We start from the raw sequence: 24,552 nt of genomic DNA on the forward strand, positions 1-24,552 counted from the left end.
TACTGCGGCTTCATCGCGAACATGCCCGCCGCCTCCGACGCACTCCTGCCCTGAACCGACGCCAGCACGATCCCGGCCCGGCGAAGCCGAACCCGGTCCCTCGTGGTCCGAGTGATCTTCACCAGACGTTGCGCTTCCTCGGGCTCCAGCGAGCGCACGAACACCTCAGGCTGTCGAGCCATCACCACCTCCGACGGCAAGCCTTCAGACTCACCATCGGACCGGTCAACCCGACACGGTTACAACCCCAACGTTTCTTGGAGAGGCACTAGCAGCGGAGAGGCTGCGAGCCCTCCGGGCTCAATGGCTTTGATCGGTCTTCTCTGCTCCATGGCTGCTATGTGAGACGCTGGCAGGCGCCAACTATTGATGACAATCGATGAGCAAGGCTGCAGGTCACGGTCTGAAGAGAATTTCGTCGCTAACGTCGGAAATCCAGGCCGCAAAATCGCCCGGCCATCTCCGGTATGCGCACCAGGCAACTGCTGACCGGGGGAATGTGATCGACCCATCGCGCTACGCGTGCGTGCTCAGCCGCCACGCCCGGAGTTCGCGCTGGAGCATCAACTTCCAGCTGGCGCCGCACGCTGCGGGCTCCCCGTTAGGGCCGACTTAGTGAGGTGGCCTGGTGACGCTCCCGGTGGAACGGCGCAACGAACGCGGGGTGTGGGGGACCTGACGAGTATGAGGGAGGGATGTCCCTCAACACGTCTGCTCCGCCGGCTTGATGGCGATCTGGACCTCGTGGGTGCGATGGCGAAGGTCGTCTCTGATCTGTGCGGGGCCGCCAGATCGTTCGAGTGAGCAATCGACATCCAGGGACAACGTTCACCACCGGCACCGCCTGTGACTGGGCGACTCGCCTTCACCCCGTGCGCTCGTCCCGCTCTTGCGGGCGCTCGCGATCCACTACAAGCTGTAACGGATCACTGCAGGGCAGCGATAGACGCTTGAGTAGCCACACCGGGCGGCGTAGCGGCTGTGTCCTTCGATCAATCGGGGTACGGCTGTGGCCAAGTCGAGGGCTCAGCTCGGGACATTTGGGGAGTGTTCGAACCTATGAGTGAGATTGTCGAAGGTCGCTTTGCTCTGTTGAAAGCAGAGCCACGCAGCGGAGGCGGCGGCGAGGTGTTCAAGGCTGTCGATCTTGAGCAAAGCGGCGATCACGTCGCCATAAAGTTCATCAAGGGGCATCCCGACGATCCGACGACCCGTCTTCTTTTCGACCGCGAGGTTCTGACTCTTGACCGCCTGAGCCATCCGAATATAGTCCGCTTGCTAGATGCGGGGTGGCACCCAGAGCGGGGTCAGTTTTACATAGCCCTCGAGTGGGTCGAGGAGAACCTAGGCGATCTGTTGAAGGATAAGCCATGGCAGGATTGGGATGATTTCGCTGATCGCTTCGCGCTGCCGATCTCCGAAGGTCTTTCCTATGCACATCTCCGCAACGTCGAGCACCGCGATATTAAGCCAGAGAACATACTCATTCAAGGCGCGATGCCCAAATTAGGAGACTTCGGCATCGCCAAACTCCGTGACAAAGTCGACCCATTCGGCCACACACTTCGCGCTTGGCATACTCCTCCGTATGTCCCTCCGGACAATTCAGTCGGTTACGAGTTTACGCGCGATGTATGGGCAGTGGCCGTAGTTTTTATAGAGGCCATGTCAACTTCGCGGGTGTTGGACTACCCCGACATACAGAAACAATTGCATGAGATAGATGTGCCCTCCGAGATCCGCAATTTGTTGCAGCGTTGTGTCGACTCGGACCCGGAGCTCAGACCACAGAATGCGTCCGTGTTCTTAAAAGATTTATCCGGTATTCAAGGCTTGAGGCGGGCGCGACGAGTACGTGCCGAGGCGTCGCTTTGGCTCGAACTGTCGAAGCGTGCTGTGGCAGAACTTGCGGGAGTTGAATCAACGCCCGATCGGCAGATCGCGCAATCAGTGGCGACTTCAGATCTGATCAATCAGATTCATGCCGAGTTCCGATTCGATCCAGAACAACAAGCGTTGGATCGAGAGACAATATTCCTGTACGGCAGCGAGTGGCGATTTGTGCTTAAGATGAGTCAATCTGGCCACTCATTCGTAGTTGTCGGTGCACGGAAGGCGGATTCGGCGCTCGACCGGAAGAAGAGAGCCGACGCCTGCCCGGTCGGCGAGTTATTCGGCATTTGCTTCTGGGACCCCGGCCCGACTCGGTCGACTCTAGCCGCAGAGGCGCTCCATGAGCGCCTCGACAATCATTACGCGGCGCTCGCAATAAAGCGAGAAGAAGAGCGTCTCCTGAAGGTGGAGAACGCTCTCTTCGATCGATATTTGGACCTGCTGGATGCCCGAGAGGAGCTCGATCGAGGTGATAGGCGACCCATCTCCTACTCAGCGAGGGATGTTCGCGGCAAGGAGGTTGAATTCACATTCCGAGCACCGGTTGAGCACGACTACACGGGCCAGGAATGGGACATTCGAATTGGAAACGGCCGGATGCTTGCAAGAGGGGAATTCTTACGGCAGTCGGGCGAGAAGGCCGTTCTCCGTTTTCGCCGCCTACCGAAGAATCTCCCAACGAGTGGCGAGCTAACTCCATTTCTTGGGCCCGGCCAAAGGGCGCATGAACGCCAAGTGGAAGCGGTCAAGGTTATTCGCGATGGCTCCGGGCCGCGACCGGATCTCCGTGAGTTGCTCGTCGACCCATCACGAATCAGGCGTCCGGATCCCGCGTTGCCGGAGCGGTGGTTACAGGAGAATCTGGATAGGGACAAACGGTCCGCGGTCGCGTCAGCCCTCGGGGCCAAAGATTTTGTGCTAGTTGAGGGCCCACCGGGAACGGGCAAGACGAGTTTCATTACCGAGACAGTTGCGCAACATCTGCTCACTAACCCGTCCGCACAGATTTTGATTGTCAGTCAAACGCACGTCGCTGTGGACAACGCCTTAGAGCGTTTAGAAGCGGCTGGACTGACTCGGTTAGTGAGGCTTGGCAAGCCAGAGGATCCGCGCGTGTCTGTTACCGTTAAGCATCTCTTGCTCGACAATCAGATGCGCGAATGGGCGATTAATGTTGAACGTCGGGCTGAGCGATACATGGCGAACTTGGCGGAGGCCCAGGGACTGTCCATCAGACACCTAAAGGCCGCATTGGCGCTCCAGCGCCTCCGACTAGTGATTGGTGATATCGCTCATCTTGAAAGTCGAATCAGTGATGGGGATGTGTCGAGGGACACCGTCACGGGTGTCGAGCAACTCCGGGACCGGGTCGATGTACAGGAGCGACTGGACTTCCTGCGAGAACAGAGCCTGGAACTGCGGCAAGAGGCCCAACTTCACCTAGAGTCCGATCTCACGCTGCCAGACGAGCTTGACAAGGACAGCGCGGGCGCGGCAGCGGAGGCTCTACTCGGGTCGTCGCCGGCTAACGCGAAGCTGCTAATGCTCGTCAAACTCCAGGGCGAGTGGATCCAGCGAGTTTCCTCGGACCGGAAGTTGGTGAATGCCTTCCTGCAAACGACCAGCGTCCTCGCGGGTACGTGTGTCGGCTTCCTCGGGCACCCTGCTGTCCGCGACCTTGAGTTTGATCTCTGCATCCTGGATGAGGCCTCGAAAGCCACCGCGACTGAAGCGCTCGTGCCCTTGGCTAGGGCCAAGAAGTGGATCCTTGTTGGGGATACCCGCCAGCTTCCCCCAATGGATGAGGAGGTCCTTCGGAATAGGGCGCTAATGCAGAGCCATGGCTTGGACGAAGACTTCGTGACGTCGACCCTGTTTGATCGCCTGGTGGCAGGTACGGCGCCGCCAGTGAGGCATCTCTTGCGACAGCAGTACCGCATGATACGACCGATCGGCGATCTAATCTCTGCGTGCTTCTATGGGGGCGGTCTTGTCTCGCCAATCTCCGACGGGGTCCCCGGCCTCGACCTTCTCGGCAAGCCGGCGCTGTGGATCTCGACAAGCAGGCTGGGCAAGGAGCGCTTCGAAGAGCAGTTCGAGTCGGGAACAAAGAGTCGTTTGAACCGTGTCGAGGCAAGGGTAGTCATAAAACGGTTGAAGGATATCGACACCGCCATTGACAAGCAGTTCGTTAAGCCAGGGCGAACATTATCGGTTCTTTTGATATCGCCTTACCGTCTACAGATCGAAGAACTGGAACGTCGCCTAGCCACCTACAGACCAAAGAACTTGGAGGTCGACGTTCTTAGCGTTGACGCGGTTCAGGGGCGGGAGGCCGACATAGGGATATTTTCGGTGACACGTAGCAACCCACGTGGAGACCTGGGCTTCCTGGGGGAGTCATATTGGCGTCGCATTAATGTGGCACTCTCCCGGGCGCGATTCTCACTCACTATTGTAGGCGACATGGAATTCTGCCTGTCGCAGCCCGGTGCCTTGCGGGATGTCTCTCTGCATATGCGCGCTAATCCCTTGGATTGCGAGATTCGGGAGTTGGACCATGCTTGATCCGGACGTTCTTCTGGCTGAGACCTTCTCGCGCGACCGACCTGGCCTGACACTGCTGGATATAGAGGACGCAGCCTTGCCAATGTCCTGGATGCTCGTGGAAGTGCTTGCACAGGAGCGCAAGAGGTTGGCCCTCCTCGATGAATTTGTGCTTCGCTTCGTCGACGCTGGAATCAGTCGCGAGACGGAGCTGTCGCAAATTTTGGGAATTGAGCCGCTAATAGTACGGTCGGCGATAGCAGATGGGATGTCACGAGATTACGTTGATCGCCGTGCTGCCCAGGATGGAGATTGGAGAGTCGCGCTGACACCGGAAGGGCACAATGCCGCGACTGATCTGGCATCCGTCTCGCCAAAAGAACTTACATTGGGTTACGCGTACGATCGGATAACTTGGTCCGTCACCGCTTTCCCCAGGAGCGCACTCATCGGCCGAGACGAAGTCAAGGAGCGTGGTATTCGAACGCTGATTTCTAGATCTAATGAGGTAAGTGAATCCGATATCACCGCTGCGGCGCTGAATAGACTCCTCGAGCAACAGAACGACGACGAGATTCGCGTTGAGATCCTGGCAGTGAAGCGAGTTGTTGCAAAGGCCCATCTGTTCCTGCCTATCAAGCTGCTTGTCTACGCGGATAGTGAGGGTCGTGAGGTTCAAGTCGGCGTTGTGATCGACGGTGAGCTGAGCCGCAGTCACGAGCTCGAGCTCAATAAGGCAGGTGGGGCCGAGGCTCTTGGGATCCACGTCGATGTTGCCGCGCTGCCAGATGAGGCGCCGATTCCATCCGGACTCGTGCGCGACCGCGTCAGTGCGGCAGAGGTCGAGCAGCTAAGGTCGATGGCGCTTCTATCGGATGTTAAGCAAGCGCGCGCCGAAATAGTTCCTGATGAAAGCAAGGCCGAGAGTGAGCAAGCTATTGCTGAATTGGATGCGATCTCGGTGCGAAGCGTCGGAGTATTTGAACATCGAGATCTTTTGCTAGACGCCCTAACGAACAGCAATCAGCGATTGCTGATAGTCTCGCCATGGATTAAGCGAGCGATCGTAAACGACGAATTCATAGCGCTCCTTGAAAGGAGGCTGAATTCCGGCGTTAGGATTCACATCGCACACGGGTATGGGAGTGACGATCGCGGGTCGGACCTCAGCGCGTTGCGTAGACTGGCGGATCTTCGGAAACGATTCCCTCAGTTGTTCTTCCTTGTCCGACTTTCCAATACTCACGCAAAGATCCTCATCTGGGATGAAAATTGGATAACTACGAGCTTCAACTGGCTTTCATTCAAGGGTGATCGAGAGCGTACATATCGGATGGAGGAGGGAACCCTCGTTCGTATACCCGAGCAGGTGAATGAGGCCTATTCTCGATATTGTCGCTTGATTGAAGATGGTCTGACTTGATCGCCGTTGCCGATGGTGGTCCACTCCGGGTGCCGAGATCAACCATAAGCTGTGCGGTGGCCGATGTGGCCGCGTGATCCGCTGGCCGCCAGTAGCGGCGGGCCGGATGATGATTCGAGCGTGCTCCTGTCGTGGTCCCCTAGAATCCTCGTATGTGGGAGCATTGGAATCAGGTCGCCGAGGAATCTCGGGCCGTCAAAGGAGACTATCGGTTGGATGCGCGCGCTCTAGGTGAAGGTGGGCAGGCGATCGTGACGGCCGGCGTCCATAAGTCCACCGGACTAGAGATCGCCTTCAAACGACTAAGACCTGGGCTGATGGGCGATCGAGAGTCCCGGGCCCGGATGCGTCGTGAGATTGACTACGGCCGCACCCTGCTGCACGAGAACGTTACCCCTGTCCTTGATGCGGATACCAAGTGCTCATGGCTTGTAATGCCTCTCGCGCGCGCAGACCTAAAAGACCAGCGCGGAAAGATCGCGGACAATCAAGCACGGCTCGCACTTCTAGTGGGTGACGTCTGCGCTGGCCTGCGGGCGGCACACGAGCGCGGCTGGGTTCATCGGGACATCAAACCTTCGAACATCTTACGGTTCAGTCTCGGCGGCAAAGGTCGGTGGGTAGTCGCGGACTGGGGTCTCGGCCGAGGGCCAACTGGAAAGACGACACTTCCTGGCCGTACGAGGGCCGGCGTCCTATATGGAAGCGTCGGCTTCGCGGCGCCTGAACTTAGCGTTGACGCCCATGCTGCTTCTGCGTCTGCGGATATTTATAGCCTTGGCCAGCTAATCGGCTGGCTCGTGAGCGGACGCTTTCCTCTCGCTAACGTTCCCAACTTGCCTCCCGATGGCCCGTGGCGCTCAGTTGTTGCCGCGGCGACGGAGGCCGCAGCTGTGGACCGCCCTCAATCGATACGCGATTTTCTGGATCTGGTCTACGCCCGTGTTGGCGTCCAGCTGAGCCGCTAGCCGAGATCGTGCTGCAGACCTGATGGTCAGTTGCCTCCGTGGGCAGTTCGCATCCAGAAAGGTGCTCGCCGCTCCCCGTCGCGATGCAGTACATGCCTCACCCGTCTGGCTGGACGAGGCTGGCCAACTCATGAAGTCGCTGAGCGGTTCCAGGACTACAGATGAAGAGGTGCAGCATGCACCGTTCGTCATACGTGGCGACCCGCTCGCGGCCGGCAGTTCCGCCTCGCCGTGCACGGGATGTGCCACGCTGCGTCCGCTCCGCATGGCGTGCGGCGCACGCGGCGGGCTCTATACCGCACGCCTGGCTGTCAACGCCTGGGATGTGCCTCGCAGCCTGATGTTGACACAAGTCGGCGACCGCGAAAATGTTGCTGCAGGCAAGTACCTGCTCTGTCGCAGCTCCGTGAGACGCTGACAAACGATGATCATTGCCGAGCATCGGTGATAGGTAACGCCGCAGGTCAGAGGACACTTTCGGTTCTCCGCCGGGTCATGGGTCGTGGTTGGAAGAGATCATCTACACGATTTTCGAGGTACGCAGAAGTCCAGCGCCTCGTCATCGCCCGAGCCACCTCAGGCATGCGCATCAGGTAACTGCCGACGGGGGAGGAGTGTGATCGACTCACGCGCGCTACGTCGCTCTGCTCCTCCCGCGCCCGCAACGCCCGCTGCCGCCCCCTCCGGCTAGCGCTGGAACTCAGTTTCCGGCTGCCACCGGGGGGCTGCGCGCTGCCGCGCGCCTGCGATCCCTCGTGGTGCCGGCCAACCGGTATGAGGAGTCGGACTCGCCCTGGGGCGACCGCCCACCGACCTGTCGCGACTGCGGCGAAGGCTCGCCGGCCGCCGCTCAACCGCATGCGCTCCGGAGCGCGAGCGCCAGGGGCAACGCCAGTGCGGCATCGCCGGTACACGGCGGATGGGGCTCGAACTCACCTGGCCCGAACAGAACCCGAACACCCGCTTCACGTAGGGCCTCAACGCTTCGGACAAAGGGGAGATTGCTCGCCAAAGTCTGGTTCACGAACGGGAGTACGGCGATCCGCACATCCAGGCTCGTGAGCTCGGCAAGTTGCGTCAGCACGTAGTTGTCGGCGATCCCGGCGGCCCACTTGTTGATCGTGTTGAGGCGTCGAGCGCCTCCAGTTCCGCCTCGTCGTACGCCGAACTGAGGTGCTCGAGCCGGCGCGAACCGCCCCGTGTCGAGTGCATAATCTGCACCGGGGTCGCCCTCGCCGCACTCCTTGCCCTGCGAACGTACGCCACGGACGAGCAGCCTGCGCGCCCGCTCAGCATGCACAATCCGGCAGTCCGAACAGCAAAACCCCAGGTCACAGGCTGCCGCACCTGCCAACCTGCCGGTGTGGCTGCGGTCAGAGCCTCGGTGCTGGGCGGAAGTTTGCCAGCCAGAGTCACTACAACGCCTGGCGAGCCCAACGCCGTCGCCAGAACAAGAGACATCTGTCAGCTGACGCGAGTGGACCGGCTGAGCCTGGCCCGGCATCGTTCGTGCCCGAGAACTCGAGACCGCACAGCGATCCGGCCAGGCCGATCTCTGTCAGAGGTCGCCGGATACGGCGCGCGTTGCCGGTAGGTGAGCCGAGCGCAAGAGGTTGAGGCTGCGTGAAAAGAGTGAATCCCATTTGCAGAATAGAAAATCCCCCGTATCGCGAAACGCGAACCGTGGGGATTTTCTATTGAATGGCGCTCAAATGAGCGCTCGTTTAGCTTCCGTCCATGTCCTGTGCGGCCCTCCTTCCTTAGGTTATTCTACAGCGTGGATGCAAGGAGGCTAACTCTCATCTGGGGGCCATTGCCAGACAATTCCATAGGAGTGAAATAGCTTCGGTTTCTCTACTACAAGCAAGTAGTCAACCGTCTTCGCATCTTGGTTCACTCTGCGGATCGGATCGTGATAGTCCACCGGCTTGCTGTGTCGAGGAGGTAGATTTGTATTCCATTCCATCCCCTTGACCTCTCCGAGCGCTTGCGGGTCTTCCTCTCGGTTGAACCGCACAGTCACTGACATCTTCCGAGTCCGATGCTGGCTGCCGCTTTCCCGGAAGTACGGGAGCTGCCGCTCGATGTCGTCCTCATGGATTTGTCGAATGCCGACCTCGACTTCTCGTCCCTTGCTGATCGCGCGACGCGGGTAGATCCAGCGGCGGACTCTGCCGTCTTCTTCCTGACGCCTCCCGTCGAGGAGAGCATGGTCGCTAATCAGCGATTCGACGTGCAACTTATCTCTGGTTCCGGCTCCGGTCCAGTGTGCATTGAATTCAATCAGCCGCACTTCATCCCGGTTGGCGCGGACGCGCTGACGTCTCTCATACTGATAACGGTGATGATCCCCCAATGGCTGAACAATGAGTAAGCTCTCAAACTCGAGGATCTCGTAGTAAGCCGGGTTGTATACATGCTGGAGGTAAAGCCAGAAGCCAACAATGAAGGCCAGCAGAGCGAGCAAAGCAGCGGCAATAACAATTGCAACACTCGGGCTCACCTTGTCTTTCCAAAGGGACAAATAGAGAACCACCAGAGCCGCCGCCAGGGTCGCAACCACGGTACCTAAGGCCCGAATGGTTGCCACCGCGTTGCGAAGGATTCTGAGGACAGGCTTATCCAAGAACTGATCAAGGTCCATGGCAACTACCTCTGCCAAGGAGTGCCGTGTCTACGAATATCACCTCGCGGAACGTGGCCGCACGGAACTCGCCGCCATGCACGTATTACGAAATGGTAACTGTAATGTTTTGCCATGTTTGCCCTTCCCCCCACTGATGTTGGCTGACGAGGCTAGCGGTAATCAGTCGACCACGCTAGGCCGTGGTGACCTATCGGGGGGAGCCATCGATCGGCAGTTGCCCGACGCGTTGGGCAACTGGGCAAACACGCAGATCGTCGCTGAAGGGTCGGCCCAGCTCGCCGCCAGCGACACGCCGCAGACTAGTGGCCTTCAGTCAATTTGCTCGCTCTTCTCGCCGCTCCGGCCTGTCGGGTTCCACAAACGAGGTCCAGCTGGCTCCGGAGGAGGGGAACGACTCGGGAAGCTCCACGGTGTCGTAGTACCACTGCGACGGTGGCGCACCGACAGCGCCTATGCCATACACATCCCGATGAGGGCTGTTCGGTAGGCATACCAGGCCTGGGCGTCTTCACGGACCTTCAGGACGATCTGGTGGTCACCTGGTCTTGGCAAACTCCGGCCGTATGCCCCTGCAGCGTTCGCCGCATTGTCGGTCTCAGCAGGTCGACGCTGGGCCGAGGGTTCGCAAACGGCAGCCCGCCCGCAGGCGACCACTGCGACTTGAGGCCCGGGACAATCGAGTGCGTTCAGTGATGGAGCGTCTCTGCCATCCCATCTCGTCGAGCAGTTGAGGGGCGGTCTGCCCGTCGTACGGTCGAAAGTGGACTTCTCGTTGCCAACACACTCTTTCCTAGTCGACCTCTGAGCCGAGCCGAGACACAGTCCAAATCGTTGCATTTGGCAATCACCTGCTCCGTCACAGCTCCGTGGAACGCCGACAATCCACCATCAGAGTTGATCATCGATGAGAGACAAAACCGCAGGTCAGAGGCTATGCCTGACCTCTGTCGCCTAAGACCTCGCGCGCCTGGAAGAGATCTACACCATCTTCGAAGGCACGCCGAGATCCAGCGCCTCGTCATCGCCCGCGCGATCTCCGGCATGCGGATTAGGTGAGCCGACGCTCCTGGCGCCCAGTCCGGCGCCAGGAGAGAGGGCGGTCAGAGGGGTTGGGGGACTCGTAGGTGTTGTCGTTCGGCTAGTTCCTGGGCGGTGACGAGGGTTAGGACTGGGGTGCCGGGTGGGGCGAACATGGTGACTACCAGTTGGGACTGGGCGTCGGGCAGGTTGTTGGCGCCCTGGATGTGGATTACGTCGCCGCCTGGCTCGAATAGGGCGTCGCCGGCTTTGAGTACCCGGGGAGCTTGGCCTTCCAGTTCGAAGAGGATCTCGCCCTGGGTTACGTAGCCGAAGATCGGTCCGGGATGGCGGTGTGGGGGCGCGCCGGCGTCGCCCGGTGGAAGTGTGATGCGGATGGTCCTGGCTTCGGCGCCGGGTGGGATCCGGTCGGCTGCGTCCGCGAGGGTCGTGATCACCTCGACGCCAGGCGGCAGGTTTGCATGTTCTGTGCTCATGTTTCCTCCGAACGGTTTCCTGTCAACAAGAAGACCAGGTGCCCGGCCTGTCTGTGACGAGGCACGGGGGCAGGTATCACCTGTCGCTGGCGGGTCCAGCGCCGCAGGGCGATACCCGCGACGGCGACCCAGCGGACAGTGGTGACGGCGAACGAGGTGCCGACCATCACCCGGAACGGCTTCGACTGCTCGATAGATGGCCGCACCGCGGGCGGCGCGAAAGCGAGCGCGTTGGTCCAACAGCCGATGGCCAGCGGCACGGCGACGGCACGTGGGAGGCGTGGCAGAGCGGCGCCGGTAGCGGTCACGAGACCGCCCATCATCACCAGGTCGAGGTGTAGCTGACGGATGCGGCGTGGGGCCTCGATCCCCAGCTGCCTGGCGAGCCCCGGCTTGTAGGTGGCTGCCGCGTAAGGAAATCCGGTCAATGCGCCGACGGCGATCTGCACGAGCCCGGACACCACCAACCCGTTGACGACCCGCTTCTCGTGCGGTGCGGCCGTGTCTGTCATCGCGCCTCCTCTTGTCTTCTGTACCGGGGTAGGGTATCAAATAACCTATACACGGATGTCAAAGTTAGGGAGAGCGTGATGAGCCATCCGCAGATGCATGTGGAGAGTTCGGAGGGGGCGCACGCGCGGCGGTGGCTGACGTTGGTGCTGCTGGCGTTCGCGCAGTTCATGCTGATCGTGGACATCACGGTGGTTCAGGTCGCGCTGCCGAGCATCGGTGATGACCTCCGCCTGCAACGGGCTGCGCTGACCTGGGTCGTGACGACGTACACGCTGGTGTTCGGTGGCCTGATGATCTTCGGTGGCCGGCTGGCCGATCTGCTCGGTGCTCGGCGGGCCCTGCTGACCGGGCTCGCGATCTTCACGCTCGCGTCGCTGACCTCCGGGCTCGCGCAGAACGCGGCCGTGCTGATCACCGGGCGCGCCGGCCAGGGGATAGGGGCGGCGTTGATGTCACCGGCCGCGTTGTCGATACTCACGACGACGTTCCACGGCCGTGAGCGCAATCGCGCGCTGGGCATCTGGGCCGCGATCGGTGGCGCCGGCGCGGCGATCGGCGTACTGCTGAGTGGGCTTCTGACGGCCGGCCCCGGCTGGCAGTGGGTGTTCTTCGTAAACGTGCCGATCGGTGTCGTGATCGTCGTACTCATCCCGCGCCTGGTGGGCCCGGACCGGTCGCGAGAGCGGCAGAGCCTCGACGTACCAGGTGCGCTGTTGGTGACTGCTTCCACGGCGGCACTGATCTACGGCTTGGTCCACGCTGGCGATGCGGGCTGGGGGTCCACAGGAACTCTGGCTGCCATCGGGGGAGCGGTCATCGGGTACGGCGCGTTCGCGCTGACCGAGGCGAAGGTTGACGTCCCGCTGATGCGACCGCAGACGCTCGCCGGTCGACCGGTCGTATCGGGGACGTTCCTGATGCTGCTGGCGACCGGACTGCTGCTCGGGCTGTTCTTCGTCACCTCGCTGTACTTCCAGCACATGCTGCGCTTCAGTGCGCTGAAGACCGGTCTGCTGTTCTTGCCGGTCGCGATCGCGATCACGATCGGAGCACAGATCGGTGCCCACTTGATCAGCCGTGTGGGCGGTCGGATCATCGCGGTGGCGAGCTTCGCGCTGGTCGGGGCCGGTGCGGCGATGCTGACTCAGGTCTCACCGGGCGACAGCGTGGCGACATCGGTTCTGCCCGGATTCGTGATCGCCGCGCTGGGCGTCGGGCCGGTGTTCGTGACGGCTACCACGACAACGCTGGCGAACGTGCCGGCAGCTGAGTCCGGCGTCGCGTCCGGGGTGGTGAACACTTTCCACGAACTCGGCGGCAGCATCGGTGTCGCGGTCGTCTCGACGATTGCCGCCGCCAGCCTGTCGTCCGCGGGAACACCGGATATTGGCGGCTTCACCGACGCGTACCTGGCCAGCGCGATCGCTGCGGCCGGCGCTGCGCTCGTCGCGCTGGTGCTGGTCCCGGCGGGCAAGCCGCAGCCGGTGGCCGGTCACGGGCATGGCCATGCTCACTGATTCGTCGTTGTGGAGCAGAGGTTCGTAGGCTTCGAAGATGGCCACTGACCACCGTCGCCGCCGCGCGGACGCCGAGCGCAATGCGGAGACCGTCCTCAGCGCCGCCCGCGACCTCCTCGTCGGCGGCAGCGTGCCGACGATGAGCGAGGTCGCGACGGCTGCCGGCATCACCCGGATGACGCTGTACGCGCACTTCGCGACCCGTGAGTTGCTGGTCGAGGCCGTCGTACGGCGTGCCGTCGCCGAGACCGACGATGCGCTGGCGGCGCTCGACCTCGACGCGCTCGATGTCGACGAAGCCCTGGACCGGCTCGTCCGTACGTCGTGGCCGATGCTCGATCGCCACCGCAAGGTGCGGCTCGCGGCGGTCGACCTGCTGGGCCCCGCCGCGCTCCGCGAGCAGCATGATGCTGCGTTCCGTCATGTCGAGCACTTGATCGCACGTGGTCAGCAGGACGGTGTCTTCCGTACCGATCTGGCCCGCGACTGGCTGGTCGCCACGTTCTACGCCGTGCTGCACGCAGCCGCCGACGAGGTCGACGCAGGCCGCCTCACGTCGGAAGCCGCACCATCCACGTTGGTCTCCACTCTGCGCTCACTGCTTCACGCCCACTGAGGACGGGTTCAGGCGGCGCGGTCAGCGGCGTACCTGATAGCGCAGGTGGAGCACTCGGTTGCCCTGGATGGCCACGTCGGGATCCTCCAATAGGTACTGGGCGTCGACTGATCCGAAGTACCGCTTGCCGGAGCCGAGGATGACGGGTACTACGTCCATGCGGATCTCGTCGATCAGGCCTGCGGCGAGGATTTGGCCGCCGACGTTGCCGGTGGCGACCTCGACTGTGCGGTCGCCTGATAGGTCCTGTGCCTTGGCCACGGCTGCTTCGACGCCGTCGACGAAGTAGAACGGTGCCTCGGGGTCCCAGCCCTCGGGGGCCGGCCGGTGTGTCACGACGACTACGTGGTCGATGCCGCTTGGAGGTTTGCCGTCCCAGCCGTTTGTCAGGTCGAAGACGTGGCGGCCGGTGATTGTCACCCCGATCTGGTCCCAGTACGTCCGGGTGTAGTCGTAGGACGCTTGCGACACCTTGAGTACGCCGCTCTCGTCCAACGGGATGTCACCGCCGGTCAACCAGTCGAACAGCGGTCCGGGCTGGTCATTGTCGTCCGCGATGAAGCCGTCGACCGACACCGAGCTGTACATGACCACCTTGCCCACGGGACTCTCCTCTGATTCGGGGTGTCCCCAAATTAGCGTTTCGTGAGCTGTCGCTCTTGTAAGAAATCAATCGGCCGGCAGTGGCCAGCCTTCGAACACGTGGCCGGGATGTTCGCGCAGGAACCGCCGCCGGACTTCGACGTACCGGGTCGGCGTGAGCCCGGTGAACTCTCGGAACTCGTGGCCGAAGTGGGCCTGGTCGAAGTAGCCTGCGCGACCGGCGAGGTCGCTCCAGTCGATCGGTCCGGCGAGGTTGATCGAGAACACGGTGGCGGCGAAGCGGTAGGTGCGGGCCAGCCGCTTCGGCGTGATGCCGATGAGCTCCTTGAACCGCTGTGTCAGATGAGTGCTGCTGACACCGGCCGCCACGGTGAGGTCGCCGATCGCTACCGCCCCAGCGGTCGCCGCGATGAGACTGCTCGTATGGCGGACCAGGCCCAGGCCGGCCGCCTCGCACAGCCGTCGTATGAGCTCCTCCTCGAGGAGGGTCAGCATCTCGTGCGGTCCCTCCGCCGTGGCCAGCTTGTCCCGCAGCTGAGCAACGGCGGGCCGGCCCCAAACCTGCTCTATCGTCACCGGCCGGTCACACAGCTCGGCCGCAGGCATCGGCAGGAACGGCGCCAGCCCCCATGGCTTGATGTGTACGCCGACGGACCGGGTCGGGAGTGGATAGCCGAACTCCAGCGCGCGTGTGGGCATGGTGACCACGCAGCCGTCGGCGTACTCGGTCGTCTCGATGTCGGTGCCGGCGCGGATGCGGAACGGCGCCCCGAGGTTGACGATGAGCAACGCCGCCGGCATCGGCGGCAGCGTCAGCCGGGCGTACGGCGGCGCTCCCTCCAGGTAGTAGAGGTCGTCGATCAGCCCGTCCAGCGGCGGCCGCGGCACTCTGGACACGTACTCCATACCCACAGCATCGCCGACGCTCCGCCGGTATCGCGAGCCGGGATGGCCCAGCGAGAAGCGGGGCTCTTACTCATCTTCGCAGCGGATGCCGTGGCTTCTGAGGAACGTGCGGATCTGGGTGGAGTGGAGTTGGAGGTGGACGACGCCCTGGATGAGGACGGCCGCCAGCGACGTTCCGCCGTTTCGGTGCGGGTCGGCGAGGGGCGCGGCGGCCTGGTCGTCGGTGAGGTGGCTGAAGAGCGTGTCGACCTTCCGCCGGCAGTGGTCGAGGTAGGCGGAAACTTGGTCGCGAGAGTACGTCGGTGGTACGACGTAGCCGTCCTCGTCATCTGGTGAGAACGGGGCCGGCGGTGCCCAATCAGTCTCGGTGGTGGACAAGTCGAGGTCGGTGAACCAGAGAGCGTGGGAGGCGGTTCGCCATACGGCAGAGGAGGCCTGGAGCTTCCGTTCGCGGACCGCTGGGTCGTCGAACGGTTGCCCATCACGATCGGTCGGAGGCCACGCCCACTGGTCTGTCTTCTTGACCTCGTAGATGCTTGCCTCCCAGAGGTCATCCGGACAACCGCGCAGGACGATCGCCAAGTCATCGAGGGTCGACCTGTACTGTGCCGCGACCGCAGAGCACCAAGCCGTAGCCATTTCTGACCCCTCCGACTTGTCCGTTGTCCCCGGGCTGGCCATCCTGGTCTCCCTTGCGCCGTCATCCGAACTCCTCGGCGACGCTACAGGAGACGGGCGGGTGGTTGGGCCGATGACGGAGAGCGTCTTGCTCACGCTGGCGGCGGCTTCGGCTGCGGCGTTTGGGCTTGCGTTGTTGTCGGCGGTCGCTGGGTTCGGTGGCGGGGTTTTGCTGCTTCCGGTGTTCACCGTGCTGTTCGGGTTGCGAGCCGCCGTACCGATGCTCACCTTGACGCAGTTGTCCAGCAACGGTTCGCGGGTCTGGCTCAACCGGCGTGAGCTGCGGGGGTCGATCATCGGCTGGTTCGCACTTGGCGCCGTACCGTGTGCGGTGATCGGTGGGGTGTTGCTGACCCACGCGCCGCTGCCGGTGCTGAAGCGGCTGCTCGGTGTGTTCCTGATCGGGGTGGTCGTATGGCGACGAGTCCGGCGTCGACCGCGACCACCCTCGCAGCCGGCTTTCGCCGTTGTCGGTGCCGCGTCTGGTCTCGGGTCTGCGCTGCTGGGCTCGGTCGGTCCGCTCACTGCGCCGTTCTTCCTCGCCGCTGGACTCACTCGTGCCGCGTACATCGGCACGGAGGCCGCCAGCGCGCTCACGATGCATGTCACCAAGATCGCGACGTACGGCGCTGGGGATCTGCTCACCACGCGAGTTCTGCTGTACGGCGCTGCACTCACGCCGTCCACGCTCCTCGGCGCGTGGACGGGCAAGAAGATCGTCGGCCGCATCAGTGACCGCGTCTTCGTCCTGCTGGTCGAGATCGGATTGCTCGCCGCAGGCGCACTGTTCCTGACTGGCCTGTGATGCCGGCTATTCGTGCACTATCACCACGTTGCGGCGCATGAGGATTGTTGTGCCGTCTGGGCCGCTGTTGACGTCGACCGAGTCTGTGAGGCCGCGGATCAGGGTCAGGCCCAGACTGCTGCTGCGGTCCGGGGGAGTCCGCCGGCGACCGTGGTCGCGCACGGTCAGCTCGACTGTGCCGTCCACAATTCGCGCCTCGACGTGCATGTCGCCGGGGGAGGCGCCGTACGCGTGTCGGACGACGTTGCTGCAGGCCGCTCCGCAGGCGTCGACGAGCTCGCCGGCCCCGCGTTCGTCGACGCCTGATTCGCGCAGCCAGCGGCTTACCGCGTGCCGGACCGGAAGGAGCATGCGCGCATCGGCTGGTACGTCGAGTGACAGCGGCACTCCGGCCAACACCAACGGCCGGAGCGCGACCAGTGCGATGTCGTCGGCAACCTCGCCGTTCTCGGGGAGTACCGACAGGACGTGGTCGCAGAGAGCCTCGAGGTCGGCCTGGCTGCCGGACGCTTCGGCTTGCAGCCGATCGAGTCCGTCCTGAATCGACAGCGTGCGCTCCTCGACCAGGCCGTCGGTGTAGAGCAGAAGAGTGGCTCCAGGCCGCAATTGCTGGGCTGCCTCGGCATAGGACCATTGCGCGAGTACGCCGAGCGGCGGGGCGAGCCCATCCTCGAGGTACCGCGTGTCTGCGCCGTCGATCAGCAGGGCGGGCGGGTGTCCGGCGTTCGTGAACCGTATCGTGCCGGCGTCGGGGTCATAGAGGACGTAGAGCAAGGTCACCAGCTCGGCCATCGGCAGCTCGTGGACCAGTTCGTGCAGGCCGTTCATCACCGCTACCGGTGAAGGATCGTGTACGGCGTACGCCCGGACCGCCATCCTCAGCTGTGCCATGGCGGCCGCGGCCTGCAGACCGTGCCCGGCAACATCGCCGATGACGAGACCGACCAGGCCGCCGCGGAGGGGGATCACGTCGTACCAGTCGCCGCCGACGTGCAGGTCTGCGGTCGCCGGTATGTAGCGGGCGGCCACGGCCACGCCAGGGATGTCCGGCATCCGGTCGGGGAGCAGATTGCGTTGCAGCGTTTCCGCGATCAGGTGCTCGCGCCGGGTCCGTGCCTCTTCGAGGGTCAACTGCTGTTCGGTCTCGTACCGCTGGTGGATCTCGCGGCGTAGGCGGTCGTTGGTTGCCGTCAGCTGCGCAGTGCGAGTCTTGACGCGCTCCTCCAGGTCCGCGGCTGCTGACGTCAGCGCGCGAGCGAACCGCATCCGCTCGGTCACGAGCGCGGCGAGGAAGAACGACATGAGCGCGACGGTGGCGTTGAACGCCTGAAGGGTCAGCATCTTTTCCAGCAGCGACGTACCCGCGAAGGGGCCGAATTCGTGTGTCGCCGACCAGGTCGCGATCAGTGAGGCTGTGAGCGCGGCTGGTGCGGCTCCGCGCAACTGGAGACGCCACGAGGCCCAGCCCAGGGACGGCAGCACCAGGAACAGCAGTGACAGGCCTGAAAGCGCAGTCCACAGCGCAAGCGCAACAGTCAGCACGAGGATTGCCGCGGCCTCGAGCCAGCGCGCTGTGGGCCACGGCTCGAGCTCCCAGAACAGAGGGATGCACAGAAGGAACGGCGCGACGGCGAGGACGCCCATCGCGTCACCTGTCCACCACACTGCCCATGCACCGGCCAGCTGATCGATGCCGATCGCTTTCGAGGCGACGAGCGTGGTCGCGCCGATGGTCGCGCTGATCGTCATGCTCGCGAGCGCACCCAGGAAGACGATCGCCAACGCATCACGCCGGCTGGCGAGCTGACGCCGGAAGCCGACGCGCTCGAGGACGATCGCCGCGACGAGTGGTGCAAGGGTGTTGCCCACGGCGGTGAACAGCGCGGGCACCGGACCGGCGCTGATCGGCAGATTGACGGCCAGAGCTGCCAGCGCGACCGCCGGCCACATCGACCTACCCAGAACGAGGAACGCCGCGAGCGCGATGCCGCTGGGCGGCCACAGCGGCGTGACGTTTCGCTCGACCAGCGACAGGCTCAGACCCAGACGCGCACCGAGATAATAGGCCGCTCCGACCAGGACAATGGCCGCGGCAGTTCGGCCCAGCTCCGCTGGCAGACGCAGCCCGACCGGCCTCGAGACCCAAGAAGCTCGCGTGCGCTCAGCCATGGCTTCTACGGGGTCACTATCCGCGACAGAGTCACCCTGTCCACCCCCCGGGCCGAGCGCCTCGTTGCCTTAGCTCATGGGACGCTGGAAATCGGGCCACGTCAAGCCACTGAGCTGGCCGGTTGTGAGAGGGGCACTGGCAGTACCTGGAACGGCAGTGACTCCCTGGCCGCGGCGTGCGGGCCTACGGTGGCGGCATGAGCGTTCCGACGATCAAGCTGAACAACGGCGTCGGGCGATCTACCTGCTGATCCTGCGCCAGGCGGTTCCGAGCGACTTCGAGCGCACGCTCACCCGCCTATCAGGCGTCGGAAAGTTGGTTGCCGATGGCAAGGTCAGGCCGTCGGTTCGGCGGTATCGAAATCTCTGAGCCCTGAGGGGGCATCATGCACACACGCACGCTCGGTCAAGGTCTGGAGGTCTCCGCGGTCGGTCTCGGCTGTATGGGGATGTCGCAGAGCTACGGGCCGAACCCTGGTGACCGGGACGACATGATCGGTGTGATCCGGTACGCCGTGGAGTCCGCCGGGGTGACGTTCTTCGACACGGCCGAGGTGTATGGGCCGTACGTCAACGAGGAGCTGGTCGGTGAGGCGCTCGCGCCGCTGCGCGACCAGGTCGTGATCGCGACCAAGTTCGGGTGGAACATCCAGGACGGCCGGATGACCGGGACGAACTCGCGTCCCGAGCAGATCAGACGGGTCGCGGACGAGTCGTTGCAGCGGCTCGGGATCGATGTGATCGACCTGTTCTACCAGCACCGGGTGGATCCCGACGTACCGATCGAGGATGTCGCCGGGGCGGTGGCTGAACTCGTCAAGGCCGGCAAGGTCCGGCATTTCGGGCTGTCCGAGGCCGGTGCGGACACGATCCGCCGGGCACACGCCGTACACCCCGTCACGGCTGTGCAGAGCGAGTACTCGCTGTGGACGCGGGACCCGGAGCCGGAAGTGCTGCCGGCGTGCGCCGAGCTCGGGATCGGGTTTGTGCCGTTCAGCCCGCTGGGCAAGGGGTTCCTGACCGGTACCGTGAGTACGTCGACGGAATTCACCGCCGATGACATCCGCTCGCGGGTCCCGCGCTTCGAGGCCGGCAACCTGAGCGCCAACGAGGCCTTGGTCGCCTACGTCCGCGCCCTCGCCGAGCCGAAGGGCTGTACGCCCGGCCAGATCGCCCTTGCCTGGCTGCTGGCCCAGCAGCCGTGGATCGTCCCCATTCCCGGAACCCGCCGCCGGCCGCGGATCGACGAGAACACCGGCGCGACCCAGGTCGCGTTGTCGGCCGACGAGATCGCCGATCTCGACGCGCTCGCGGCTCGGATCGGTGTCCAGGGGGACCGTTACAACCCGGCCGGGATGGCGATGGTCGGCCTCTGAGTTGCCGCGAGCTCGTTTGGGGTACTAGCGGGTAGTTAGGAGTGCCCAGGCGAGGAGGGATACCCGTGACGGCTACGACGCGGCAGGTCGGTGAGCGTGAAGCGCGAGAGGTCGCCGAGGCGGCCCGGGAGACCGAGTGGACCCGGCCGAGCTTCGCGAAGAAGCTGTACCTCGGCGACTTCGACCTGTCGCTGATCCATCCGCAACCGCACGCGATCGCGGCGGACGACGCAGCCCGCGGCGACGAGTTCATCGCCCGGCTGGCGGCGTACTGCGCGACCCTCGACGGCCTGCTGATCGAGCGGGAGGCGAAGATCCCGGACGAGTACCTGCGGGGGCTCGCGGAGCTCGGGACCTTCGGCATCAAGATCCCTACCCAGTACGGCGGTCTGGGCCTGCCGATGTCGCACTACGGCAAGGCGCTGATGCTGGTCGCGTCGGTGCATCCGAGCCTGAGCGCGCTCGTCTCCGCGCATCAGTCGATCGGCGTGCCGGAGCCGGTGAAGATGTTCGGCACCGACGAGCAGAAGGAGCGGTTCCTGCCCCGCTGCGCTGCCGGTGCGGTCACCGCGTTCCTGCTCACGGAGCCTGATGTGGGCTCGGATCCGGCCCGGATGGCGTCGACCGCAACCCCGACCGACGACGGTACGGCGTACCTCCTCGACGGAGTGAAGCTCTGGACGACGAACGGCGTCATCGCCGAGTTGGTCGTGGTGATGGCGCGCGTACCTGAACATGACGGGGAGCCGGGTGGCATCAGCGCGTTCGTGGTCGAGGCCGACTCGCCGGGGATCACGGTGGAGAACCGCAATGCGTTCATGGGGTTGCGCGGGATCGAGAACGGCGTGACCCGTTTCCACAAGGTCCGGGTGCCGGCCGAGAACCGGTTGGGACGGGAAGGCGCCGGCCTGCGGATCGCGCTCACCACGCTGAACACCGGTCGCTTGTCCATTCCGGCGACTACCACGGCGGCCGCCAAGTGGTGCCTGAAGATCGCGCGGGAATGGTCCGCCGAGCGTGTCCAGTGGGGTCGGCCGATCGGGGCCCACGCGGCCGTGGCCGAGAAGATCTCGTTCATCGCGGCCACGACGTTCGCGCTCGAGGCCGTGCTGGACCTGTCGGCGAACCTGGCCGACGCGGGCACCAAGGACATCCGGATCGAGGCGGCGCTGGCCAAGCTGTGGTCCAGCGAGATGGCCTGGCGGATCGCCGACGAGCTGGTGCAGATCCGCGGTGGGCGCGGGTACGAGACCGCCGACTCGCTCGCGGCCCGGGGCGAACGCGCGGTGCCCGCGGAGCAGATCCTGCGCGATCTGCGGATCAACCGGATCTTCGAGGGTTCGACCGAGATCATGCATCTGCTGATCGCCCGGGAGGCGGTCGACGCTCACCTGTCCGCGGCCGGCGATCTGGCCTCAGCGGACGCCGATCTGCAAGCCAAGGCGAAGGCGGCGGTGAACGCGAGCGGGTTCTACGCCAAATGGTTGCCTCAGCTCGCCGTGGGCAAGGGGTCGGATCCCAGGTCGTACCGAGAGTTCGGGCCGCTCGCGAAGCACTTGCGGTACGTCGAGCGATCGTCCCGCAAGCTCGCGCGGCAGACGTTCTACGGGATGGGTCGATGGCAGGCGAAGCTCGAGTACAGGCAAGGCTTCCTGGCCAGGATCGTGGACATCGGCGCCGAACTGTTCGCGATGGCCGCATCCTGTTCGCGGGCCGAAACGCTACGGGGCGGCGCTGAGGGTGAGTCGGCGTACCAGTTGGCAGCGGTGTTCTGCGAGCAGGCGCGGCTCCGGGTCGACCACCTGTTCGAGCAGCTGTGGAGCAACACTGATGACTCCGATCGAAGGCTGGCTCGGCAGGTGCTCGACGGGAAACACCGGTGGCTCGAGGACGGGATCGTGGATCCTTCGGAGGGAACCGGCCCGTGGATCGCCGAATGGCAGCCCGGCGAATCAAAGACTGAGAACAAGTCGCGCCGTTACCGATAACCGCTCGCTAGGCTGCCTGGGGTGGATTTCGAAGGGTGGCCGCGGGGTGCTTTCGATGTGCTGTTGCAGCTTGAGGGTGAGCCTTCGGCTGCGGTGAGGTGGCAGTGTCGACGGGATCGGGAGGAACTGGTTCGGCGGCCGATGATCGAGCTGCTCAACATGGTGGCTGATGCGGATTCGGCGTACGACGACTTTTCGGTCTGGGGGTACGGCGACGTCCTGGTGCGGGCCTGGCAGCGGCAGAGTGCGATTGTGCGGCTCGGTCGGAACGTTGAGCTTGGGGTTCGGTTCGATCTGGATGGGCTGGAGGTCAGCTTGGCGTGGTGGTACGCGCCGTCGGTGCAGATCGAGCGCTATCGCGCTGCGGTGGCGGACGACGGTTCTGGCCGGCGTTTGGCTGCCATTGTGCGGAAGCTTGCGGGGGAGGGGTACGTCGTCTCAGGCGACCTGTTGAAGGGGCCGCTGCGCGGCTATCCCGTTGATCATCCGCGGGCAGGGCTGTTGCGGCACAGGTCGTTCATCGCGACACGGCCGCTCGGTTGTGAGGAATGGATTCACACCCCCGCCGCAGCGGATCAGGTGCTCGCAGCGTTCTCCCAGTTGCGCCCGCTGGCCCGATGGATGGTCGAGAACGTGGCCCAGACGAGGCCGTGACGCGGGAGGTTCAGGTGAGGTCGTGGTGGGTGATGGAGCGGAGTCCGGCGGTGGTGGCGAGTAGTGCGTAGGTCGCGAGTGCTGCGCCGCCTTGCCAAGGGGACAGGAAGGTTTGATTGGTGAGGGTGGTGTGGGTCAGGGCGTTGGCTGCCGGGCCGGGGAGGTAGATCGTCCAGTCTTGGAGGGCGGGGATGCGGGTGACGATGGGCTCGGCGACGAACAGGTAGATCAGGAGCCCGGCGACGACGGCGATCTGGTCGCGTAGGCAAGCCCCGAGGCCGATGCCGAGGAGTGCGAAGAGGGAGACGGCGAGGACGACGCCGGTGAGCGTGGCGGGGATGCCGTCGCCGGTGAGTGTGAGATTGATGCCACGGGAGTCGAGCCACGGTCGGCTGATGACGTACACGGTCGCGATGCAGGCGAGCGCGTACGCCGCACCGGTCGCGGCGTACGTGATGAGTTTGGCAAGCAGGACGCGGCGTCGAGCCGGCGCGATCAGGAAGGTGGTGGCCGCCGTTCGGTGCCGGTACTCGCTGGTGATGCCGATCGCTGCGAGGACCGCGACCAGTGGTTGTGCGCCACCGGCGCTGGTGGCGAACAACAGTTGTTGTCCCGCGGCGGTGGCCAGGGGTGGTGCGAGAGTGTCAGGGCTGTCGTTGAAGGCGATATTGAGACTCGCGAAGAGCGCGGTGAGCGCGATGGTCGCGAGCAGGATCGCGAGCCAGAGCCGGGTGGCGAACAGCTTGGCGATCTCGGATCGGATCAGGTGATTCATCAGCGTTCCGCCGCGGTCAGGGCGAAGAAGAGGTTCTCGAGGTTCCCGGTTCGTTCGGCGAGCCAGGCAAGTTCGATGCCGGCTTCGAACGCGGTGCGGCCGACGGCAGTCGCGTCGAGTCCGGTGACGAGGAGCCGGTCCGGTGCGGGCTGGTCGATGGTGACACCGTCTCGGTGGGCGAGTGAGACGCGCAGCACGTCGGCTTGTGGCGTCCGGACGTCGATCACCGGTGCCTGGTTGACGGGGCCTTGGTACAGCAGCCGGCCGCGGTCGATGATGACCACGTTGTCGGCGAGGTGCTGCATCTCGGTGAGTACGTGGCTGGACACGAGGACGGTCCGTCCTTCGTCGGCGAACTGGCGCAGGAGGGTGCGCATCCAGACGATGCCTTCGGGATCGAGTCCGTTGGCAGGTTCGTCCAGGATCAGGGTCCGTGGATCGCCGAGCAATGCGACTGCGAGCGCGAGTCGCTGCCGCATGCCGAGCGAGTACCCGCCGATCCTTCGGTGTGCGGCGTTGGCGAGACCGACCATGTCGAGTACGTCGTCAGCGCGTTGCAGCGGCACGCCGCTGGTGTGGCAGTAGATGCGTAGATGGGTTCGGCCTGCTCGTCCTGGGTGGAAACCTTCTGCGTCGAGCGCAGCTCCTGCAACGGCCGCCGGAACGGGCAGTTCGTGGTAGCTCTGTCCGTCGATCGTGGACGTTCCGCAGTCCGGCCGGATCAGTCCGAGCACCATTCGCAACGTGGTGGACTTGCCGGCTCCGTTCGGGCCGAGGAATCCGGTGACGGTCCCGGGGGCCGCGTCGAATGTCAGGTTGTCCACCGCCGGTACCGCACCGAACGACTTGGACAGACCGCGGACGGCGATGCCTTCGGTCAAGCGATGGGCGCTCATGGCAACCACGATGCGGGTGTTAACATCAAAGTGTCAACACGCGGGTAAACAGTTTGGAGTGAAT

18 protein-coding genes and 1 pseudogene are annotated in these 24,552 nt (G+C 63.9%); 9 read left to right on the forward strand and 10 right to left on the reverse strand.

Going from position 1 to position 24,552, the window contains the following annotated elements; all coding sequences use genetic code 11:
- Positions 1-182, reverse strand: a pseudogene (locus EV651_RS32960) (IS630 family transposase); the annotation flags it as partial.
- An 877-nt stretch (positions 183-1,059) separates the two neighbouring features.
- On the opposite strand from EV651_RS32960, the gene EV651_RS32965 reads away from it, so the two are divergent.
- The 3 genes from EV651_RS32965 to EV651_RS43420 all read left to right on the forward strand — a co-directional run bounded on the left by EV651_RS32965 (position 1,060) and on the right by EV651_RS43420 (position 6,831).
- Positions 1,060-4,461 carry a serine/threonine-protein kinase gene (locus tag EV651_RS32965; protein WP_133789187.1) on the forward strand — a complete coding sequence of 1,134 codons (3,402 nt, stop codon included), beginning with the start codon at positions 1,060-1,062 and terminating at the stop codon, positions 4,459-4,461.
- Complete coding sequence (locus tag EV651_RS32970) at positions 4,454-5,863, forward strand: hypothetical protein (protein WP_133789188.1); 1,410 nt, start codon at positions 4,454-4,456, stop codon at positions 5,861-5,863. The genes EV651_RS32965 and EV651_RS32970 overlap by 8 nt, the downstream gene beginning before the upstream one ends.
- A 152-nt stretch (positions 5,864-6,015) precedes the next feature.
- Entirely contained in the window at positions 6,016-6,831 is an 816-nt protein-coding gene (locus EV651_RS43420; protein ID WP_133789189.1) for a protein kinase, read from the forward strand.
- A 1,792-nt stretch (positions 6,832-8,623) separates the two neighbouring features.
- Here EV651_RS43420 and EV651_RS32985 read toward each other — a convergent pair.
- From EV651_RS32985 to EV651_RS32995, 3 genes are all read right to left on the reverse strand, one after another.
- Positions 8,624-9,475, reverse strand: a complete 852-nt coding sequence (locus tag EV651_RS32985) for a hypothetical protein (RefSeq protein ID WP_133789190.1) — start codon at positions 9,473-9,475, stop codon at positions 8,624-8,626.
- Between the two features lie 1,103 nt (positions 9,476-10,578).
- Positions 10,579-10,992 carry a cupin domain-containing protein gene (locus EV651_RS32990; protein WP_133789191.1) on the reverse strand — a complete coding sequence of 138 codons (414 nt, stop codon included), beginning with the start codon at positions 10,990-10,992 and terminating at the stop codon, positions 10,579-10,581.
- The gene (locus EV651_RS32995; protein ID WP_202870622.1) at positions 10,989-11,504 is read right to left on the reverse strand and encodes a hypothetical protein; all 516 of its coding nucleotides are present in this window, start codon (positions 11,502-11,504) and stop codon (positions 10,989-10,991) included. The genes EV651_RS32990 and EV651_RS32995 overlap by 4 nt, the downstream gene beginning before the upstream one ends.
- 78 nt (positions 11,505-11,582) lie before the next feature.
- Between EV651_RS32995 and EV651_RS33000 the strand changes: the two genes are divergently transcribed.
- On the forward strand, positions 11,583-13,022 hold the full coding sequence (locus EV651_RS33000) for an MFS transporter (RefSeq protein WP_238157341.1): 1,440 nt from the start codon (positions 11,583-11,585) through the stop codon (positions 13,020-13,022).
- 37 nt (positions 13,023-13,059) lie between these two features.
- The gene (locus EV651_RS33005) at positions 13,060-13,638 is read left to right on the forward strand and encodes a TetR/AcrR family transcriptional regulator (protein ID WP_133789192.1); all 579 of its coding nucleotides are present in this window, start codon (positions 13,060-13,062) and stop codon (positions 13,636-13,638) included.
- Between the two features lie 21 nt (positions 13,639-13,659).
- On the opposite strand, the gene EV651_RS33010 is transcribed toward EV651_RS33005, so the two are convergent.
- From EV651_RS33010 to EV651_RS33020, 3 genes are all read right to left on the reverse strand, one after another.
- Positions 13,660-14,241, reverse strand: coding sequence for a dihydrofolate reductase family protein (locus EV651_RS33010; RefSeq protein WP_133789193.1), 582 nt, complete (start codon positions 14,239-14,241; stop codon positions 13,660-13,662).
- 66 nt (positions 14,242-14,307) lie between these two features.
- Positions 14,308-15,147 carry an AraC family transcriptional regulator gene (locus EV651_RS33015; protein ID WP_238157342.1) on the reverse strand — a complete coding sequence of 280 codons (840 nt, stop codon included), beginning with the start codon at positions 15,145-15,147 and terminating at the stop codon, positions 14,308-14,310.
- Between the two features lie 66 nt (positions 15,148-15,213).
- Complete coding sequence (locus EV651_RS33020; RefSeq protein ID WP_133789194.1) at positions 15,214-15,921, reverse strand: DinB family protein; 708 nt, start codon at positions 15,919-15,921, stop codon at positions 15,214-15,216.
- Here EV651_RS33020 and EV651_RS33025 point away from each other — a divergent pair.
- Positions 15,899-16,630 (forward strand): sulfite exporter TauE/SafE family protein, encoded by a 732-nt coding sequence (locus EV651_RS33025; protein ID WP_133789195.1) that lies wholly within the window; start codon positions 15,899-15,901, stop codon positions 16,628-16,630. The genes EV651_RS33020 and EV651_RS33025 overlap by 23 nt on opposite strands.
- A 6-nt stretch (positions 16,631-16,636) precedes the next feature.
- Here EV651_RS33025 and EV651_RS33030 read toward each other — a convergent pair whose 3' ends face one another.
- Positions 16,637-18,799 carry a SpoIIE family protein phosphatase gene (locus EV651_RS33030; protein WP_133789196.1) on the reverse strand — a complete coding sequence of 721 codons (2,163 nt, stop codon included), beginning with the start codon at positions 18,797-18,799 and terminating at the stop codon, positions 16,637-16,639.
- Positions 18,800-19,185: 386 nt separating this feature from the next.
- Here EV651_RS33030 and EV651_RS33035 point away from each other — a divergent pair, with 386 nt between their 5' ends.
- The 3 genes from EV651_RS33035 (at position 19,186) to EV651_RS33045 (ending at position 22,817) form a co-directional block, all read left to right on the forward strand.
- The gene (locus EV651_RS33035) at positions 19,186-20,175 is read left to right on the forward strand and encodes an aldo/keto reductase (protein WP_133789197.1); all 990 of its coding nucleotides are present in this window, start codon (positions 19,186-19,188) and stop codon (positions 20,173-20,175) included.
- 65 nt (positions 20,176-20,240) lie between these two features.
- Positions 20,241-22,163, forward strand: a complete 1,923-nt coding sequence (locus EV651_RS33040) for an acyl-CoA dehydrogenase family protein (RefSeq protein ID WP_238157343.1) — start codon at positions 20,241-20,243, stop codon at positions 22,161-22,163.
- Between the two features lie 21 nt (positions 22,164-22,184).
- On the forward strand, positions 22,185-22,817 hold the full coding sequence (locus tag EV651_RS33045) for a DUF2461 family protein (protein WP_133789199.1): 633 nt from the start codon (positions 22,185-22,187) through the stop codon (positions 22,815-22,817).
- A gap of 10 nt (positions 22,818-22,827) precedes the next feature.
- On the opposite strand, the gene EV651_RS33050 is transcribed toward EV651_RS33045, so the two are convergent.
- Together EV651_RS33050 and EV651_RS33055 are read right to left on the reverse strand one after the other, a co-directional pair.
- Complete coding sequence (locus EV651_RS33050; protein WP_133789200.1) at positions 22,828-23,592, reverse strand: hypothetical protein; 765 nt, start codon at positions 23,590-23,592, stop codon at positions 22,828-22,830.
- Positions 23,592-24,488 carry an ATP-binding cassette domain-containing protein gene (locus EV651_RS33055; protein WP_133789201.1) on the reverse strand — a complete coding sequence of 299 codons (897 nt, stop codon included), beginning with the start codon at positions 24,486-24,488 and terminating at the stop codon, positions 23,592-23,594. The genes EV651_RS33050 and EV651_RS33055 overlap by 1 nt, the downstream gene beginning before the upstream one ends.
- Positions 24,489-24,552: the final 64 nt, after the last annotated feature.

This window comes from Kribbella sp. VKM Ac-2571 (genome assembly GCF_004362255.1).
GTDB lineage: Bacteria > Actinomycetota > Actinomycetes > Propionibacteriales > Kribbellaceae > Kribbella > Kribbella pratensis.